This is a genomic window from Paenibacillus sp. NN59, assembly GCF_057597225.1.
In genome coordinates, this window is record NZ_CP199678.1 from 2617660 (window position 1) to 2637522 (window position 19863).

At 46.8% G+C, this 19863-nt stretch carries 18 protein-coding genes; 12 read left to right on the plus strand and 6 right to left on the minus strand.

All coding sequences use genetic code 11. The annotated features are described in order from the left end of the window. Positions 1-56: 56 nt before the first annotated feature. Entirely contained in the window at positions 57-2150 is a 2094-nt protein-coding gene (locus ACT89M_RS11680; RefSeq protein WP_487345229.1) for an ABC transporter ATP-binding protein, read from the minus strand. A gap of 12 nt (positions 2151-2162) precedes the next feature. Beyond that, entirely contained in the window at positions 2163-3908 is a 1746-nt protein-coding gene (locus ACT89M_RS11685; RefSeq protein WP_221791106.1) for an ABC transporter ATP-binding protein, read from the minus strand. Between the two features lie 527 nt (positions 3909-4435). On the opposite strand from ACT89M_RS11685, the gene ACT89M_RS11690 reads away from it, so the two are divergent. Then, positions 4436-4732 (plus strand): HesB/YadR/YfhF family protein, encoded by a 297-nt coding sequence (locus ACT89M_RS11690; protein WP_154886324.1) that lies wholly within the window; start codon positions 4436-4438, stop codon positions 4730-4732. A 62-nt stretch (positions 4733-4794) separates the two neighbouring features. Beyond that, complete coding sequence (locus ACT89M_RS11695; RefSeq protein WP_090921078.1) at positions 4795-5244, plus strand: NUDIX domain-containing protein; 450 nt, start codon at positions 4795-4797, stop codon at positions 5242-5244. Between the two features lie 102 nt (positions 5245-5346). On the opposite strand, the gene ACT89M_RS11700 is transcribed toward ACT89M_RS11695, so the two are convergent. The 3 genes from ACT89M_RS11700 to ACT89M_RS11710 form a co-directional block, all read right to left on the minus strand. After that, complete coding sequence (locus tag ACT89M_RS11700) at positions 5347-5859, minus strand: ADP-heptose synthase (RefSeq protein ID WP_090921076.1); 513 nt, start codon at positions 5857-5859, stop codon at positions 5347-5349. A 189-nt stretch (positions 5860-6048) separates the two neighbouring features. Then, entirely contained in the window at positions 6049-6492 is a 444-nt protein-coding gene (locus tag ACT89M_RS11705) for a DUF441 domain-containing protein (RefSeq protein WP_487345230.1), read from the minus strand. A 5-nt stretch (positions 6493-6497) separates the two neighbouring features. After that, the gene (locus ACT89M_RS11710) at positions 6498-7538 is read right to left on the minus strand and encodes a YpdA family putative bacillithiol disulfide reductase (protein WP_487345231.1); all 1041 of its coding nucleotides are present in this window, start codon (positions 7536-7538) and stop codon (positions 6498-6500) included. Between the two features lie 179 nt (positions 7539-7717). Between ACT89M_RS11710 and ACT89M_RS11715 the strand changes: the two genes are divergently transcribed. The 5 genes from ACT89M_RS11715 to ACT89M_RS11735 all read left to right on the plus strand — a co-directional run bounded on the left by ACT89M_RS11715 (position 7718) and on the right by ACT89M_RS11735 (position 12414). Then, entirely contained in the window at positions 7718-8311 is a 594-nt protein-coding gene (locus tag ACT89M_RS11715) for a DUF2087 domain-containing protein (RefSeq protein WP_154958921.1), read from the plus strand. A gap of 503 nt (positions 8312-8814) precedes the next feature. Then, a complete protein-coding gene (rsgA, locus tag ACT89M_RS11720) occupies positions 8815-9909 on the plus strand; it encodes a ribosome small subunit-dependent GTPase A (RefSeq protein WP_487345232.1) in 1095 nt (364 codons plus the stop codon). Positions 9910-9966: 57 nt separating this feature from the next. Then, on the plus strand, positions 9967-10305 hold the full coding sequence (locus ACT89M_RS11725) for a L,D-transpeptidase (RefSeq protein WP_090921069.1): 339 nt from the start codon (positions 9967-9969) through the stop codon (positions 10303-10305). Positions 10306-10339: 34 nt separating this feature from the next. Beyond that, positions 10340-10858 (plus strand): N-acetyltransferase family protein, encoded by a 519-nt coding sequence (locus tag ACT89M_RS11730; protein WP_487345233.1) that lies wholly within the window; start codon positions 10340-10342, stop codon positions 10856-10858. A gap of 74 nt (positions 10859-10932) precedes the next feature. Next, the gene (locus tag ACT89M_RS11735) at positions 10933-12414 is read left to right on the plus strand and encodes an aldehyde dehydrogenase family protein (RefSeq protein WP_487345234.1); all 1482 of its coding nucleotides are present in this window, start codon (positions 10933-10935) and stop codon (positions 12412-12414) included. Positions 12415-12918: 504 nt separating this feature from the next. On the opposite strand, the gene ACT89M_RS11740 is transcribed toward ACT89M_RS11735, so the two are convergent. After that, positions 12919-13158 carry a hypothetical protein gene (locus ACT89M_RS11740; protein ID WP_090921063.1) on the minus strand — a complete coding sequence of 80 codons (240 nt, stop codon included), beginning with the start codon at positions 13156-13158 and terminating at the stop codon, positions 12919-12921. 419 nt (positions 13159-13577) lie between these two features. On the opposite strand from ACT89M_RS11740, the gene ACT89M_RS11745 reads away from it, so the two are divergent. The 5 genes from ACT89M_RS11745 to ACT89M_RS11765 all read left to right on the plus strand — a co-directional run bounded on the left by ACT89M_RS11745 (position 13578) and on the right by ACT89M_RS11765 (position 19817). Then, entirely contained in the window at positions 13578-13898 is a 321-nt protein-coding gene (locus tag ACT89M_RS11745; protein ID WP_090921061.1) for a hypothetical protein, read from the plus strand. Between the two features lie 54 nt (positions 13899-13952). Then, entirely contained in the window at positions 13953-17957 is a 4005-nt protein-coding gene (gene essC / locus ACT89M_RS11750) for a type VII secretion protein EssC (protein ID WP_308721988.1), read from the plus strand. Positions 17958-17973: 16 nt separating this feature from the next. Continuing rightward, a complete protein-coding gene (locus ACT89M_RS11755) occupies positions 17974-18804 on the plus strand; it encodes a hypothetical protein (RefSeq protein ID WP_090921057.1) in 831 nt (276 codons plus the stop codon). Positions 18805-18810: 6 nt separating this feature from the next. Then, on the plus strand, positions 18811-19359 hold the full coding sequence (locus tag ACT89M_RS11760) for a WXG100 family type VII secretion target (RefSeq protein WP_221791096.1): 549 nt from the start codon (positions 18811-18813) through the stop codon (positions 19357-19359). Between the two features lie 182 nt (positions 19360-19541). Then, positions 19542-19817, plus strand: a complete 276-nt coding sequence (locus ACT89M_RS11765) for a WXG100 family type VII secretion target (protein ID WP_090921054.1) — start codon at positions 19542-19544, stop codon at positions 19815-19817. Positions 19818-19863: the final 46 nt, after the last annotated feature.

Sequence of the window (19863 nt, forward strand, 5' to 3'; positions counted from 1 at the left end):
CGGATGTCCTTGTTGACGAAATATGTTCTGCTAAATGATAGCGAAAGAGAAGAAGGTTACACATTTCCTCCGGCGAGTGATGGCGAAGATGTACTAAAAGCATCAGCTGAACGAGTCGAGCCATCGGCGATGGCTTCGCCTTGAGCCCCTTGTTGCAATTGATACATCTGATAGTATCGGCCTTTCAGCTCCATCAACTCATCATGCGCACCTTGCTCTACAATTTTTCCGCGATGCAGCACGAGAATCTGATCTGCAGAGCGAATGGTTGACAGACGATGGGCGATGATGAAAGTAGTACGTCCTTTTTTGAGGACTTCCAGCGCGTTCTGGATCAAAGCTTCCGTCTCCGTATCAATGTTGGCGGTGGCTTCGTCCAGAATCAGGATCGCGGGATCGAAGGCGAGTGCGCGTGCAAAAGAAATCAACTGCCGCTGTCCGGCAGACAGTGTGCTACCTTTCTCAACTACCGGCTCGTCAAAGCCTTGCGGCAGATGCTCCAGAATACGTTCTGCACCTACATCACGCAGTGCCTGTTCAATGCGTGCCCGGGAGATCCTTTCATCACCCAGACTGACATTGGAAGCAATCGTGCCTGTGAAGAGATAGGGGTCTTGCAGTACGATCCCCATATGTTCCCGAATCCACTGCTTCGGCAATTCCTTAACGTTCTGTCCGTCAATCGTGATTTTGCCTTTTTGCGGATCATAGAACCGGAACAGCAAGTTAATGATCGAACTTTTACCGGAACCGGTGTGACCGACCAAGGCCACCGTCTGGCCTTGTGATGCTTTGAACGAGATATTGTTCAGCACATAATCTTTTTTATAAGCAAATGATACATCGTCAAAAACGACATTTCCTTTGTACCTCGGCATCGAGCCGTCTGTAACGGGTTCTCCATTTTCGTCCATCAGCTCAAATACACGGCCGGCAGAGACAAGAGAGGAGTCAAGGTTCGCAAGCTGGTTAACCATACCGATGATCGGCTGGAACAACCGCCCGAGAACATCAACAAAGGCATACAGTACACCCAGTGAAATAATACTTGTGCCTGTGATTGCACCTGCTCCGAAGTACCACAGAACTACGGCAAAGGCGATATTCCGCAACACATTCACCAGGTTATGAGAGGTAAAGGCATTCAGATTGAGCATTTTGTTCTGATGTTTCATATAGTCTTCATTCAGCTCTTCGAATTCCTGGCGAGTTTGCTTCTGGCGACGGAACACACGAATGATAGACATACCCTGAATGGACTCGTTAATGATTGCATTAATCTCACTCAGTCGCGAGCGAATGATTGTATTGTATCGGGTGGCGAATTTGCGATAGAGCACAATCCATGCAATGAGCATCGGTACAACGAATAGTGAAATCAAACCCAGACGTACATCGAGCAGGAAGAGAGCGATATAAACTCCTGTTATCGTAATAATGCCTGAGAAAAAGTTGGACAGTACCGCCACAAACAGATCTTTTACGGCTTCGGTATCATTAGTGACCCGGGAAACGACCTTACCTGCGGGCAGGTTATCAAAAAAGTTCACGGGCAACCGCTGAATGTGCGCATACACATCGTTCCGCAGCCGTTGAATGACCTTGTTGGCAGAGGATTGCAGCCAGAAGGTTTTACCAAACTCCATAATAACCGAAATGACAAGGAAGATCAGATAATACACAATTAATTGATAGATGCTTGGCATCTCGGGTTTGTAAAAGGCAAATAGTTCACCGGCAGACAGCGGCACAGCCGCGTATTGCCCAGTAACTTCACCTGCGCGAGTTATGGTTAAGGTTCCGTTCGCATAGGAACGATCGCCGTCAGGAGCATTGACCGGCTCGCCGACGAAATAAAAGCTTTTGCCGGCTTGCAGTACGCGTACCTCGGCTCCTTTGGTTTCGTCTGGTGCAAACAAACCTTCACGTTTATAATTTTTCCCTTGATAAACGGCGGCTTCTTCCGAAGCTGCCGTCTCATAAAATGGCTGCTCAATGGCGAGCAGGTGATTATCAATCATGGATTTGGCGATAAAGGGTCCGGCGAGTTCAGCCGCAACTCCAATCGTCAGCATGATTAAGGCAGCGATGAATGTGCCTTTGGCTTTCAAGGCGTAATCCAGCAACCTTTTACCTGTATTGGACTTCAAATGAGTTACCTCCTACGTGGACAGATTGGACTCGACCTGTTGCCGTTCATATTGTTCACGGTACCAGCCATTCTTGGCGAGTAGTTCCTGATGAGTGCCTTCTTCCGTAATTTTACCGTGCTCCAGCACGATGATCCGATCTGCGTGTTCGATAGCTGACAAGCGATGTGTCGAGATCAGTGTTGTTTTGCCAGCGCGTTTGTTGCGAATATTTTCAATGATTTTAGCTTCTGTGCGAGCGTCAACAGCAGACAGGGCATCGTCAAGAATAAGGATATCCGGATCAGCGATAAAAGCCCTAGCCAAAGATACCCGTTGTTTCTGTCCACCAGACAAAGCGATACCTTTTTCACCTACAAGTGTATCGAGACCGTCAGACAACGTTCCGAGATCGCCGTCAAAAGCAGCGGTACGAATCGCTTCCATAATGACATCATCAGACGCGTTTGGCTTACCAAATTGAATGTTCTGACGAACGGATTTGGAGAACAATACTTGTTCCTGTGGTACGTATCCGATCCAGCTGTGCAGATCATCCTTCGCAATATCCTCGATGGAATGTCCTGAAATGCTGAGCGTACCTGATCCAGCAGGGTATTCGTGCAGCAATTGTTTGAGCAGGGTGGATTTACCACTTCCCGTGCGTCCTACCACGCCAAGTGTCTGTCCGCGTTGAATGGTAACATTGATATGACTCAGGTTATCCACGGTAGAGGTTGGATAGCGGAATGTCACATCTTTCATGACGATCTCATCCGGCTGCGTAATATGTACAGGATGTTCTTTGTCCTGAACAGCAGGCTCTACGGATAATGTTTCGTTCACCCGATCCAGAGAAGCACTACCCCGTTGCATGAGGTTAATTAATTCACCGATGGCAAACATCGGCCAGATCATCATCCCCAGGTACATGTTGAACGATACGAGGTCTCCCAGGGTGATTTCATTGTGGAATACAAGATAAATGCCGTAGGCCAGTGCAATGACGTAACTCAGACCTACGAATAGTCGAATGGTTGGTTCAAATAAGGCATCCATCCGGGCAACCGCTAAGTTTTTGCGATATACATCTTCCGTGACATCAGCAAATCGTTTCTCGTCCAGACGTTCCTGAACGTACGCGCGTACAACACGGATGCCTGCAATGGACTCTAACACCTGATCGTTCATATCACCAAAGGCATCCTGTGCCAACGTATAACGTTGATGCACTGCTTTACCATAGATCATCATAGCGATGGCGATAAAAGGCAGGGGCAGAATTGCAGCCAAGGTCAGCTTCCAGCTGACGAGGAACCCCATGGCGAACAGTACAGTTAAGAGAAATGCTGTGGAGTCTGTTAACGTGAGCATACCGAAACCTGCGGTTGTAGCAATAGAACGAAGGTCATTGGTGGCGCGAGCCATGAGATCTCCGGTTCTGTTTTTTTCGAAAAAGGGTGGTGTCATTCGCAGCAAGTGATCCATGAAGCGGGAGCGTAGCAACCGTTCTACGAGATTGGCTCCGCCGAATAATTTGTGCATCCATATGTACGTAATCAGATAGATAATAATGACCGTCCCAAGAATAAGTGCGATGTAAAACGTTAATGAGGTGCTTGTGATAGAGCCGCGTACGATCTCGTCGATGGCGTTCCCCAGAAGGCGCGGAGGCAGCAATTCAGCAATCCCCACAAGAATGAGCAAAATGACACCAACCAGGTATCTTTTGCGTTCCAGCCTGAAGAACCAGGCCAGGTTTTTAAGTACAGAGAACAAGTGTTATCCCTTCCTTTCGATGTGCAAGAAGTGCAAAGTTTCGTTCAAAATGACAGCTAAAGCTTGGTAAGGCTCATTCAAGCGCAGTTCAATCCAATAAAAAGCCCACAAAAAAAGACACACCGCACGCAGGCGGTATGTCCTATATCTTCATACGGCAGCATGACTCCAAGAGCAGAGCCGCCGCCGTACATAAGGTATTGTGAGCGAGCTTGACAGGGGTCTGATAAACAAGAGACACCTGAAGCGCTGTCTTATGAACGGAAAAGTGATTTCGGGGATACTCCGGTATTTAATTGTGTGTGAATGTGAACCAACTTATGTGTGTTAAACACCGTAATCACCCTTTCTTGTTAATGGAAATAAATGCAATGTAGACCTCGTATGTTTGCATCTTACCACCCGTTTTTACAATCTGTCAAACATTTTTCACAAGATCGTATGCCTGTGTATGATTTGCAGGGTTTGTGTTCAAGCCGCTCTAGCGATATGATGTAACATATATATACAAAAGGAGCTGACATCATATGAGTACCATACATGTATCCGACCAAGCTGCCCGCTGGTACAAAGAAGAATTGAATTTGAATGAAGGAGACAGCATTCGCTTTTTTGCTCGTTACAGCTCTGGCGGTGGTCTTCATCCGGGATTTTCTTTGGGAATCGCCGTTGAAAAACCGAGACATCCTGCGGATCAAACGGAAGTTTCCGGCATTCAATTTTTTATGGAAGATCACGATTACTGGTATCTGAAAGGGCATCAGTTGCATGTAGATGTTGTAGAGGATGGTCAGGATATTGAATATCGTTATACCGAAGTGTAATAAAACATTAGTCCATAAATAGAACGCGAGCACCGTCTTTTTTTAAAAAGGAGGGATGAGGAGTGGATCTGCCGACACGGGATATTGGGCAATATATTGCGAAACGTGCAAATATTGTAGTCAAAGCAGCCATAATGGCTGCGAATGATCAAGGTGAGCTACTGCTCATCCAGCATGCCGAACAAGGGCATTGGCGAATACCTGTTGGAGAGATGCGCCCTGGAGAGACGATTGAAGGGGCAGCACTTCGTGAACTTTGGGAAGAAACCGGTTGGACAACGGAGTCGATGAGCTTTGAATCATTGTACTCTGGACCGGAATTGCGGCAAGTGCATGCGAACGGGGATGAGGAGTATTATGTTATCGCCTTGTTTAAGGCTCGAATTATTCTTGATCATCTTGTGGAAGCGCGAGTAAACAGCGATGCGGGATTAAAGTTTTTTGATCCGAATGCACTGCCGCCGATGAACAGTATTAGCCAAACGCTACTGGAACAGTCTGGCTTAAAGTAATACGTGCCACTAAAAGTACATGAACTCGAAAAAGACCTCGACTGCCACTATACAGTGTAAGTTGAGGTCTTTTGCATTTTTTTCGTATATGTGTTCTCGGGATTATACCTGATCCAGCGGCTCATCATCCATTGCAAAATCGAAATCATCGATATCAAACACCTGCACAGGTGATTCGGACTCAATGATACGGGCGATTAACTCCACTTGATCGGTCAGGATTGGAATGCCCAGACGCTGAGAAGTGAGAATCAGTTCTGTCTCTATCGGATCAAAATATTCTCCATATTGTGCGGTATCCATGGCGTTAACAATCGTAATGGAGGCTTGATCACCAAATAGAATGGCGGGGCTTTTTGCCCATGGTACCGCCAGAGCGCGCTCAATCTTTTTCTTATTTAACGGCTCCTCAAAGTAGGAGATTAATTCATTGATCTTGGTTTTAACATGCTGATCATCTGTAGCATTATCCATCATGGGGTCAGCACTGCTCTGAAATTCATATAGTTCAAGGATGGTGGTGTAAGGAACGATATATTCCACAGGCGCCGGCGGCGCAAGCAATTGACCGTAAATAGCCACCATCACGGCTTCGGTAACAAAGGGACGTGACATGGTTCCTGAATCCTCCTGAGGACGATAAACGTCGTGAAGTGCTGAATGAGTTCATCTGACAAGGTGAGAAAGATGCCCATTCCCTGTTGCAAAATTCATGTATCGGTTTGCATGAATAGAAGTATAGCACAGAGCGGTGGGAAATACAGCCAGTTTGCAAAAGCATACACGATTACCGTACCGTACGGTTCAGGATTTACCTAAAAGCAGGGACAGGATGCCCGCTGCAATCAAAGGCCCGACAGGTACACCTTTGAACAAGGCAACGCCAAGAACTGTACCGATCAAGAGGCCTGCCACAACTGTTGGCTGTGTGCTCATCAGCGATGCGCCGCGACCGCCCAGATAAGCCACAAGCAAACCAACGCCAATGGCGAGTAGTGACTTCCAGTGCAGAAACGTTTCACCTATGGTCTGCAAGCTCATTTTACCGCTGGCGAGAGGAGCCATGACACCGATTGTCAGAATAATAATACCCAGTGTGAGCCCGTATTTTTCAAGCCAGGGAAAGGCTTGATTGACATTAAGTACACGAAGCAGTAACAGGAATACCATCGCTACAGTTACAGGTGTGTTACTGCTGATGATGCCAAGCGCTGCGAACACGAGCAACAGGAGGGAGGTCATATCCATGGATTTCATTGCTCCTCAGACTGAGCATGATTTTTGCTGCCACGATGTTCTGAATTGTCAATGGTATGTTCTGTTTTGCTAATGATATGTTCAGCAATGTACCGTCCATGCCAGCGGCCTGACTCAATGAATACTTCATTGGCATTGCGTCCAGAAGCGATAACACCGCCCACATAAACGCCTGGTACACTGCTTTCCATCGTTTGTGGATCGTACAGTGGCTTATCCATATCCTCAGACATCTCTGCTCCAATGGAAGCAAGCAATTGGCGGTCAGGTCTGAAACCGGTCATGGCGAGCACGAAGTCATTCTCAAGCTCGCTTTCCGAACCATCTGTATGCACAATTCGAATGGAATCATCCAGGATTTCATTGACACGGGAACCAAGATGAAGCGTAATGCGGTTTTTCTGTACCATACTTTCAAATAACGGGCGAACCCAAGGTTTAATATGCTCGGACAGACCTGTACCGCGGTATACCATATCAATATGAGCGCCAACCCGGACAAGCTCCATGGCGGCGTCAACCGCTGAGTTACTTCCACCGATGATAGCCACGCGTGTATTGGTATATGGGTGTGCCTCGCGGAAGTAATGCGTGACTTTATCCTTGTCTTCACCTGGAATGCCGAGGTAATTCGGGTGATCGAAATAGCCGGTAGCCACAACGACATGCCGTCCTTGATGTACGATGGTTTCTCCACGCCGATTAACCGTATGTACCTCGAAGGTGTCGTCTTCCTTACGCTGGATCTCACGGGCTTCCTCATAATTATGAATACGCAGGCCGAAATGTTCGGCTACTTTGCGATAATAGGCAAGTGCTTCATAACGAAACGGCTTGTCATTGGCCGAACTGAACGGCACGTTCCCGATCTCCAGTAACTCCGCCGTACTGAAAAATTGCATGTGAGTTGGGTAGAGATAGATGGATTGTACGATATTGTGTTTCTCAATAATGACAGCGGACAATCCTACCCGCTCGCATTCAATGGCAGCGGACAGACCGCATGGGCCTCCGCCAATAATAATGACATCTTCCATGTTCTTAATCCTCCTTCATTACAAGCAATATAATCCTACCGTAAATAACACTTCAATGCCAGTTCTGCGAGGCAACACAATGTGATGAAAAATCAAAAAATAAATTGAATTGACTTCCAGATGAATAAAGACTAGTATCAAATTAGATATTCATCTAATTGAATGTGAGGTGTATGTTGATGCAGCTTGAGAAAATTGTGGCCTATCACAAAGCCTTGGCTGATCCTACCCGCCTTCGGATGCTTTTGCTGCTTTCCGAAGGAGAACTGCATGGTCAAGCGCTGGCGGAGCGCCTTAACTTGTCTCAGCCGACGGTGACTCATCATGCTGCCAAGCTGAGAGAAGCTGCGCTTATTCAAGAGCGACGGGAGAAAAATACGGTTTATTTTACCCTGAACCCTTCGTTCATTCGCGAACATGCCCAGGCTTCAGTTGATTTTATTTTCAAAAGAAAGGAGCAGTCTGATATGACAGATGTGAACGAAACACTGAAAGCGTCTATCATGAGGAACTTTTTTTCCAAGGATGGCCGGCTTCGCCAAATTCCTGCGCAGTACAAGAAAAAGCTGGTTGTGCTTGAATATCTGGTGGAACAATTAGAGTCTGGACGCAAGTACAGCGAGAAAGAAATCAACTCGTTTATTCAGGAATATCATGAGGATTTTGCAACCCTTCGCCGGGAGTTTATCATGCATCAGTTCATGTACCGCGAAGACGGAGTGTATGAACTAAACCCTCGAGAAATGTGGACGAGATGGGATCAAGTGAAATAAAGAGAGAATAGCTACAAAGAACAATGGGCTTGACAAATGCACAACAGACTGTGTAACATGATGGCATATTCTACAAGGGAGGCGATGTTCATGACAAATCTAACGGCAGTATACGTGGAGTTGAATAGGAACAGCGTCTCCGGAACGGATCAAGGTACATCGATTTTGCTATAGCTGGATAGAAGTATCCAACTTTGGCGAGCGATGATAAGACCTTCATACAAAGTCACGGGTGACGTACCCGTGGCTTTTTTGTGTGCTGATATGGGGAGTTCCAGGGCTGGGATAACGGACGGAGTACAGGATGACCGTTATTCAACATGCTGTGGAGGCAACCTCATATTCGTATAACTATGGATTGCCGCGGGTGTGAACAACCTCGTGGTTTTTTTGTTTGGATCTGTAATCGGAGATGCAGGATGGTGTCGTGAAAAAAATGAATTTAAACACACTTCAACTGAATCATAAACAATCTGGGAGGAATTTTTATTTTAAATCAACGTATGGAAAATAAGGGCATCGAGAATTATGGCTGGTCTGCGGTATGGGAGAAACGATGGTCTGAGGAACAGTTGGGCTTGGAATCCAGACGGCCTGCCCGGATTATTGCAGATCATGGACATATGCAGCGTCTGATCACAGCGGATGGAGAATGTTGGGGCAAAGTGTCAGGAAAACTCCGTCATGACAGCTTGGAGACTGGGCTTGCACCTGCTGTTGGCGATTGGGTAGCTGTGGCAGGAGAACAGGGCGAGGAAGTGATTATTCATCATGTATTGTCACGTCAGAGTCGTGTATCCAGGCAAGCCGCTGGCCCGGTAACGAAAGAACAATTGATTGCAGCGAACGTAGACGCCCTTCTGATCGTTGCGGCGCTTAATCATGATTTTAACCTCAGAAGACTTGAAAGATATGTGTTAATGGCTTGGAACGGGGGAGTAAGACCGGTTATTGTCCTGAGTAAAAGTGATCTGTGTGATGATGTGCAGGGACGAATCCGTGAAGTGGAGGGGATTGCACCAGGCGTGGAGGTACTGGCAATTTCGGCAATCGAAGGACAAGGGAAGGAAATGCTGGAAACCTATCTGAAACCAGGTGCAACTGTAGCGCTCACAGGTTCCTCCGGAAGTGGTAAGTCCACACTGGTCAACTGGATGATGGGCAAGGATGTTCAGATTACACAATCCGTGCGTGAAGGGGACAGCCGTGGCAGACATACAACGACACATCGGGAGATGTTTGTATTACCACAGGGAGCTGTCTTGATCGATACGCCGGGCATGCGTGAACTTCATCTCTGGGACGAAGGAGAAGAAGGTCTTTCACAGGCATTTGGAGAGATTGAAGAGCTGTCTGGCGCGTGCAGATTTATGGATTGCAGTCATACGAAGGAAGAGGGCTGTGCAGTTAATGAGGCCATTGCAAACGGTGAGCTGGATGAGAAGAGGCTGAATAACTTCCTCAAGATGCAGAAAGAAATGCAGTATCAGCGGCGTAAGGAGGAGGTGGCTTCGCGCAAAAGGACAGCTTCAAGCAAACCGATAAAAACACGCAAAGCCAAGCATGCCCATCGGGCCAAAGATTGGGAACAGGACTGATATGAGGCGGGGCATCCGTATTTGTCTTGCATAGGATAAGGCAGGAGGGATGTCGTGATGCCGAATTACAGAATCATCGTGGACTTGTCCGACCATATGTTATATCTGCTAGATGGAGATCAAGTTGTGAAAGGTTATCCGGTAGCCACAGGTAAAATGCTGACCAGCACTCCAAGCGGAGAGTTCACCATTGTCAACAAACAAGAGAATCCTGGAGGGCCTTTCGGTGTGCTCTGGATGGGCTTGTCCAAACCCCATTATGGTATTCATGGAACCAACGAACCATCGTCGATTGGCAAGTCCGTATCACATGGCTGCATTCGGATGTACAATTCAGACGTGCTGGATTTGTCCTCAAAGGTATCCGTGGGAACCCGAGTTACGATCCGGCCATAGGCCGGATATTCTTTTTTGAAAAGGGGGCGAAGCTATGCATATAAGGTTAGCATGTGAAGGGGATGCGAGGGGGATCGCATACGTACATACAGAGAGCTGGAAAACGACATACCGCGGAATTGTGCCAGATCACGTTTTGCATCTTTTGACTACAGAATCACGATTAGCTCAGTGGGAGCAGCAGTTACACGCTAGCGAAAATGATCAGATTTTGATCGTCGCCGAGGATGAAGAGGGGGAAATTGTCGGTTTTGCCTGTGGAGGTAAGGAACGCGAAGGTCAACTACCCTATGATGGCGAGTTGTACGCCATTTATCTGCTCCAGTCTCATCAAAATTCTGGAATAGGCAGACAACTTGTGAAGCAGGTGGTTCAGCACCTCCAGACATGCAAGATTGATAATATGGTGATTTGGGCTTTGGAGCAAAACCCGGCGTGTCGTTTTTATGAAAAAATGGGTGGTATACCTGTTCATACACAGTCGATTCGTATCGGGGATGAAGATCTGGAGGAAGTCGCGTATGGCTGGCCTGATCTAACTCCGTTTGCCTAACTTCGAACAAGGTTAATGAATGAGACATCGTTTTTTTAATGTACATTCTAATCTGAAGATCGGAGGCTTGTGTAATGACTTTAGTAGATAACCAACATAAATCGGCGACATGGACTAAACAGTTCATTTCAGGTAAATGGGTGGAAGGCTCAGGCGAGAAAACGATTGAAAACATGAATCCGTATACGGGTGAAGTGATCGCGACCTGGCGTTCTTCCAGTCCAGAGGATATAGATCAGGCTTATACGTCTGCGCAAAAGAGTTCGGTGGAATGGAAAGCAACGTTGCCTTCCGTTAAGGAAGGGGTGCTTCGTAAAGTCTCATCTTTAATGGAAGAACGAAAAGATGAGATTATACAGCTACTCATTACGGAATCCGGTAGCACACGCATCAAAGCTGAAGCAGAATTTGCCGCAGCGAAACGTATTGTGGATGAATCGGCTTCATTTCCTTTTCGAATGAAAGGCGAACTGCTTCCGTCCAATACGCCGGGCAAAGAAAATCGGGTAGTCCGTGAGCCCAAAGGGGTTATCGGCGTTATTGGACCATGGAATTTTCCGCTACATCTATGTTTGCGTTCCGTCGCACCCGCAATCGCACTCGGCAACGGTGTGGTGATTAAACCCGCTTCGGATACACCGATTACAGCAGGATGGCTGATTGCGGATCTGTTTGAACAAGCGGGTCTGCCAGAGGGGGTATTAAATGTAGTCGCCGGAAGTGGCAGCGAGATTGGGGATTATTTTGTCACACATCCCATTCCTAAAGTCATTTCATTTACGGGTTCTACAGAAGTGGGTAAAGGCATTGGTAAACTCGCCGGTGAGCATCTCAAAGAAACTGCACTGGAACTCGGCGGCAACAATGCGATGATCGTTCTGGATGATGCGGATGTTGAGCATGCGGCTCAGGCTGCTGTATTCGGAAAGTTCCTGCATCAGGGTCAGATTTGCATGGCGCTAAACCGTATTATCGTACACGAAGATATTTACGATCGGTTTGTTCAATCCTTTGTTAACAAAACGAAAAACATACATGCCGGTGATCCGGCTGATGAGAAAACACTGGTAGGTCCCCTAATCCGAAAGAAAGAAGTGGAACGGCTTCTAGAGCTCGTACAGCAGGCTAAAGAGGAAGGTGCACAATTAGTGCTTGGCGGAACACATCAGGAAAGTGTGCTTATGCCAACCGTGCTTGCAGATGTCCAACGCGAACAGGAGATTGTACAGCAGGAACTATTCGGACCAGTAGCTATCATTATGAAAGCTAAAGATGAGCAGGATGCTATTGAGCTGGCTAATGATACTCCTTATGGTCTGAGTGGCTCTGTATTTACGGCCAATCTGGAGCGGGGGTACCGGGTGGCAGGGCAGATTGAATCGGGTATGGTACATGTCAACGATCAATCGGTGAATGATGAAGCCCATGTCATGTTTGGCGGAGAGAAATCGTCCGGCATAGGTCGTTTTGGCGGAGACTGGGCGATTGATAAATTCACACGTACACGCTGGATCAGTCTACAGCATCAATTTCGGGAGTATCCGGGCGTGAACTAAGTCGAATATGCATGAATAGAGAAGGGCAGTCCGTGGTTTATCCGAGTCGGTTCGCGATGAAGCGACAGGAGGTGCATGAAGCCCGTCTGAGCGATATTGGGACGGGCTTTTGCATCATTTTACAACGGATGCAAATAACACTCTCAATCGAATGAAAAAGCTGTTTGGGCAACTTCTGATCTGGTTATTTATGGATACACGGGACGAAGTACTCCGTAAAAATCATGGCAAAGGGGCTTGGAACTTATGTCCATTGACCGCTTTATTTTAAGGAAAATAAATACCTGTCAGGAAGAACATACACGAGAAAATTTGGTTAGACTGTTTGTCATTCGAATACGAAAAGCTGAGTTTGCAGAAGAACATGATGCGGCTTACGTGTTGGAAAAGCTGAAATAAGAGGGTGCGGATATGCCCAAAACCACGTCAAAAAGGAAGCTTGTCCTTTATAGGGAAGCTTCCTTTTTCATGGTAACGCATAAACGAAGGTTACTGGACTCTTCTTCAATATAACGATAGAGCAAGAGAGTCATTTTCGCTGCGGCTGTGAAGAATAGCTTCGCCGCCAACAATTTCAATACTAATCAAAGAGTGCAGACATTTTTGCAAAGCGCGTTTACCATTACTGATCTTATGCTCAAGAGCACTGCTAAGCAATCTTAATGTTTTTTGCACAGGTTGTTTGTTTTCTTGATTAAAATATACAGGGATTGATTTGTCTTGAAAAGTTATTAGAGTTCTCACTTGAAATCACCTCACGAGAGTTATTTCATACAGGTAATATTAAATACCAATGCTTAAAATTACCTTAAAATCAGCTTATGAAAACATAAAGGTGGATAAAGTTTGAAAAGTGTTCACAATTCAATTGTGGACGAAGGAATAAAAGTCCCGAATCTCTTCTTTCTTTTTCTATTAAATGGAAATCACAGCGATAGTTTCGCATCGTTGCAATTTTTTTACCAAACAATGACACAAAAGTTCTGAGTCAAATGGACGATATTTTAATATAAACGTGGGTCATATGTAACAAAATTACAGCGAATACGTTGCAAACAAGGGTTTTATATAAGAAAATAGGATGGAATACCGTTTCACTCGCATTTTTTTGATTTAATCTGACATTAGGACAATTTACATATGAGACCTTGGGAGGGCTTCACATGATTCTAACCGTGTATTCCGGCCGGGAGGAAGGCGAATGGTTCGACATTGAGGTTCCGGATGAATGCACCATTGAACACCTGAAGACGTTGCTCGGTGTACGAATATTCGGACAGGCGCCGGGGGATGGCATTCAGTATATTTTGGAAGCTAAATTTCCTGAGGGACTGTGGTTTACCCCCCAGAATGCCCAGCAGCTAATGGAGACGGGGCTACGTCAGGGAAGCTGTGTGCGTGTACAGCGGGCTTTTTCAACGACTTCTGAAGAGGCACCCATCTACGGAAGACGCTCATTATTTCAGCAGGAGAGCAACGAATGACGCTCTGTGGCGTATCATTCATTAATTGAACGACTAAAAGGAGGTCTTTTCTTCGTGAATGTGTTATATCAGCGTTCTCCGAGAATGACACCGGTTTTGAAGGAAGAAAGCCTCGAAATTCTCAGGCCGCCTGCAGAACCGAACAAACCTACATTTTCCATGATTTCAATCGTGGTTCCCGTGATGATGACGATGGTCAGCATCGGTTTCTACGTGTACATTAATATGACTGGCAAAATGAATAACAGCAATTATATGATGTTCCAGATGATGACGGTTATGATGATGCTTACATCGTACACCATTCCGTTCTTTGTATATCTCAGCAATAAAAAATCATATCGCAAAAAGATCGAGGAACGTAAAGCGATGTATCTTGCACAGCTGGATAAACATCGTGAAGAATTGAAGGAAGCACAGGCGGAGCAAGTGAAGAGCCTGCATGAAATCCATGGTGATCCATCCGTCTGCCTGCAAATTGTCAAGAACCGAAACAGCTCGCTTTGGGAGCGTTCCCCGGAAGATGACGATTTTTTACAGGTACGTATCGGTACAGGAGAGATTCCGTTTCGCATCAAACTTCAGGTACCGCGTATCGACGGATATGAAAAGGATGAGTTGATTGAGGCCGCACATGGGCTCGCTGCGGAATTTCAGACCGTGCCCGATGCCACGATAACCCTGCCTCTATTCGAATCCAAGGTCATGGGTCTGGTCGGGGACCGGGAAGAAGTGATGGCTTCGCTACGTGTTATCGTCTCACAGCTTACGGTGAGGCACTCACCGGATGAACTGAAACTTGCTGCATTTTATGAAGAAAAGGATACCAAGGAGTGGGAATGGCTCCGCTGGTTGCCTCATATTTGGGATGAGGATCAAGGACAGCGATATATGGCCGACAGGCACAGCAGTGCGCATCAATTGGCGGACAGCTTGTTTTCCGTGTTGAACCGCCGTCGTAATAACAAGGAAGATCGCTACAAAAAAGCGGTGCAAACTCCTTGTTATGTTATCATTCTGTCGGATACGCAACTGATCGAAGAAGAACCTCTACTTCCACTACTGCTGGAGGCTGCGCAAGAGATTGATGTATGCACGATTGTGCTGGCGAACCGCAAACAATCCCTGCCTATGCACTGTCAGTTAATTATGGAGGCTTCCAAAGGCAAAGGAGTGTACATCAAAAAGACGGAAGATGCGGATGTCGTCTCGCAGATATATAAACCGGATGTGATCTCCAAGGAGATGGCAGAGGCGTTATCCCGTTATATGTCACCGATTCGTCTGAAGCGTTCCTCCGCTTCGGAGATCCCGCAAGTGTTGCCACTATTCGATATGCTCAGCACTTCACGTGTGGAGGATCTGGATGTTGTCTCCCGCTGGGGGCAAACCAGATATCCGGACACACTGCCTGTACCTATGGGGGTAAGAGCTGGTGGTAAAAAAATAGCTATTAATCTGCACGATAAAATCGAGCGGCAAGGGCATGGTCCCCATGGTTTGATTGCGGGTACAACAGGCTCAGGTAAGAGTGAGGTTATTCAGTCTATTGTTGCTTCACTGGCAGCCGAGTTCCATCCACATGATCTTGCTTTCATGCTGATCGACTATAAGGGCGGAGGTATGTCTAATACCTTTGTCGATCTACCGCATGTTGTAGGTACCATTACGAATCTGGATGGTAATCTCATTGAACGTGCCAATGTTTCTCTTCGCGCTGAACTGGTGAGAAGACAGAAGATTTTAAATGATGCGGGCAATCTGCAACATATTGATGAGTACTACAAAATTTTGCGTTCAAGACACGAACAACCACTGCCGCATCTTGTAATTATCATAGATGAGTTTGCTCAACTGAAACGTGACCAGCCGGAATTTATGGATGAGTTGATCAGTATTGCGGCGATCGGCCGGACACTGGGTGTTCACTTAATTCTCGCAACCCAAAAACCTGCGGGAGTCGTTGATGATAAAATTTGGAGTAACTCTCGTTTCCGTATCTGTCTTCGTGTTCAGAGCGAGGGAGACAGCAGAGATATGATAAAAATTCCGAATGCTGCATGGATTACGAAGCCTGGCCGAGGTTATTTTCAGGTCGGCAGTGACGAAGTCTTTGAAGAAATGCAATTTGCCTGGAGCGGCGCACCTTATAATCAGCAGGAGGATTCAACAACGGTACTGCCTGTAATGGAAGTACGTCTGAACGGCAAACGTGAACCACTGCTGACAGGAGAGCGAAGAGCTGTTCTCAAGGGAGAGGATGTGCCGAAACAGCTGCAAGTGTTCATTGATTATGTGGCAAAGGCTGCTACAGAAGCCGGCATAGAACGTTTGCCTGGACCTTGGTTGCCTCCGCTGCCAGAGATACTCGAACTGGACGGTCTTCACGACTGGAAGCAGAAGGAGAAAAGAGAATCTCTGCTTGATGATGGGGCGAGTGGTCTCAAACCTTTGGTGGGTATGCTGGATGATCTTCCGAATCAGCGTCAGTTGCCGCTGGCATTGCCTGTGGATCAAGGACACCTTGTCGTATACGGCATGCCTGGACTTGGCAAAACGACTTTTGTTCAAACGTTATTGATGTCTCTTGCCCGTACGGAGCGCACAGAGCCGTGGAACGGATACATTATTGATATGGGACGTATGATGAAAGACTTCGCTGGGCTTCCGCAGATCGGTGGCGTGATGATGGCCGAGGAAGAAGACCGGATCAAGCGTTTGTTCCGTTACATTCTGAAAATCTCGGCGCAGCGCAAAGATATGATCTCGGAGGCCGGGGTTAAAACGATTTCGGCTTATCGTCGTACGGCTCATGCTACAGTTCCACAGATTATTGTGGTTATTGACGGATATATGTCTTTCCGTAATGCTTACCCGGATGAGAATGAATCGCTCGAGACCATTTTGCGAGAAGGCGGAAGTTTAGGAATTACCTTTGTGCTGACCGCGAATCGGGTCACTGATATTTTCGAAAAATTCAGAAGTAATATTCAAAATGCTGTTTCATTTGAGCTCTCTGATCCAAGTGATTATTATTATGCTGTAGGTCGGCCTTCCAAGGCGCCAAGCCAGCTGCCTCCTGGCCGAGGTCTTGTAAAGGGACAAGTCCCACCACTGATGTTCCAGGCTGCTCTTCCATCTTCAGGAGCGGACGAGGGTGAACGATCTGCCGCTTTACGCAGAGCAATTACGGAGATTCGTCAAGACTGGACGGGTGAGGAAACGCCACAAATTGCGCCATTACCGGAAGAAATCAAGCTTAAAGATTTGCTTGTTCGTACAGGTACCTTCGGCAATGTAGGGGGATCTTCAACGGTAAATGTACCTGTAGGTCTGCTAACGGATGATTTGGAGCCGTTTGAACTTAACCTGCGTGAAGGGCCGCACTTTATGGTGACCAGTCCGATGGAAGGCGGTAAAACGACTTTCTTGCAAACCTGGATGTTATCACTGGCCTACCATGCTTCACCTGAGGATGTGCAAATATACACGGTAGATATGAGGTATGGGTCAGGTGGATTAGGTGAAATCAGCAGTTTGCCCCATGTCCGTGGACACGTATCGAGGGAAGAATTGCTTGCGCCCGTCATTCAGGAGTTGTACGATGAAGTTCTAAAACGTGGTGAGATTAGCGGAGGACCCGAAATCGTACTTGTCGTGGATGATGCGGAGACCTTGTCCAAACAGCTCACCGATTTTAATATCAAAGATCAACTCGGTGTTATTGTTCGTCAGGGCAGAGACAGAGGCATTCATGTGATTCTCTCAGGCGTTCCGGCGGATTTTCCGACGTTCGGTTCGGATTGGGTAAGTGATGTAAAAGCATCCCAAAGCGGATTGCTGTTCGGGACTTTGGACCCTAATGATCTCTCGTTCTTCCGTATACCTTATTCGGAATCCGGGGGTACCGCAGGTGGGCTGAAGGTACTGCCACCGGGTCAAGGTTATTATATAAAACGTAAATATTCCAGGGTTAAAGGTGCAGTTCCATGCGATAGCAGCTGGAAAATGAATAATTGGATTTCAGAAATTCGTGACCGATGGCATGTTGTAGTTTGAGGGGAGGTGGCTCATAATGTTGACGGTTCATGATTCTAAGCAAAAGGTAGTCACGTTACAGATTAAGGAACTATTTTTCCTGGCTGGTATTCTCGGTTCAGATCGATTGCTCGGCGTGGAAGACCCTTTCCGAGGTTATATGGCAGAAGATATTGCCATGGAATGGGAGCGTGTCAAAACCTCTTTGCTAGACAAAGGCTACTTGATTCAGGATCAAGATACCAATGAGCTGATCATGACACCAACCGTTTTTTCCAGAGTAGCCATTGCCGGATTATCCGACAGAGCGTGCTGGCTCCGTTATACGATTGACGGGAAGTCGCAGGAAAGTTATATACACTGCACGGATGAACGGGTCGTTGAAGTAGCCCGCGCTACGGATGTCCCCGATTCGTTCCGTCTAAGTGACTTGGGTAATGTTCGTGAAGCCATTGATGTTCTGATTGAGCGGATGAGGTGGAGCGGCCATTCTCCAGTGGATAAACCGGCACTGATGTGTTCCAAGAAAAAGTTTTATGATGTCATGAACGGATTGAAGGGGTATGAAGTACAAACCGTGGCTGATGAGCTCTCACAGGAAACGAATGATCCTGAAGGTTCACTGGCATTAGCACGTTGTCTGGTAGGCAAGCAATCTGACGGAGAGCTCAGATTGCTTGTATGGGGACAGGAGGGCTGGCAGTCACAATCGGCGGCATTTACCGCGAGTGCAGCCTCCAACTGGTTATTCCGAATGAGCACGGCGGCTTCGGATGACTGGCTCGTTGCAGCGCTCACAACAAAAGAACAGTTTCACGAAATGCTGCTGGACTGGCTTAAACAGCCTGCAGGGGAAGAGGAAAGGTGATGGTAAATGCGCATTCGTGTGGAACCGGATGTGCTTCGGGCACTGAGCAGGCAGATTCAGTATGCAGCGGAGCAAATACAGCAAAAAATGACAGTGTTGGATCAGGCGATACATTCGCTGGATTGGGATATCGAGTCCCGTGCAGCGGTGATGAGCGAATGGAATCGTAGTAAACGGCTGGGTGAGGAAGCCCTTCGTCGTTTGATGGACTTAAGTGTACAGCTCGGGCGCAAGGCATTGTTATTCCAACAAGCAGACATGGAATATCGTTCCGTGCTGAGTCATGTCAATGTGGCCTATGGCAATGCGGTCAATATGCTGAATGTTCTTCAGAGTAGCCGCAGTGGCGATATCCTGCCTGCGCATGCTGCTGATGTAGCTGTTGTATCCGACCCGCTTTCCGCTATGGCGGCTGTGTATCGGATACAGGATAGTGCTCCACCTGATGGTTCTCCGGCAACCCTTGTTCAGGCTACACAGCCTGAGCCTGTTTCATGGAGATTCAGAGACCCTTCTTTTCGAGAAAGAAGAGGAACTGAACCTGTAGTTTCATAGCGGCCTACCAAATGTAGTACAACTGCACGTTAAATAAATTGTAAATAGTCTGTTAGTTGAAGTTTCATATGCTAAAAATGGGGTAAATAGGATTAGGTCCTTCGGCTTTTGTCCGAATGATCCTTGTATAGTACAATTTGAACAAACAAATTTAATTGCACACATCAAGGAGGAATTTAACAATGGCAGGACGTATTTTAGTTACCCCAGAACAACTGGATCAGGTTTCAAACCAATTCAAACAAAGTGGAGAACAAAGTCAACAAATCGTATCTTCATTGACTCAATCCATCACAAGCATGGAAGGACAATGGGAAGGTATGACGAAGCAACGTTTCTTCCAAGAGTTCCAGGAAGCTAGCAAACAAATGCAATCCTTCGTTCAAACGTTGAATAGCATTAGTGTAGAACTTTCAGCAATCGCGACTAAATTCCGCACAGCAGACCAATCCCGTTAATCTGCTCTTACATAGGTCCAGACGATTTGATTATATGCATCGTCCT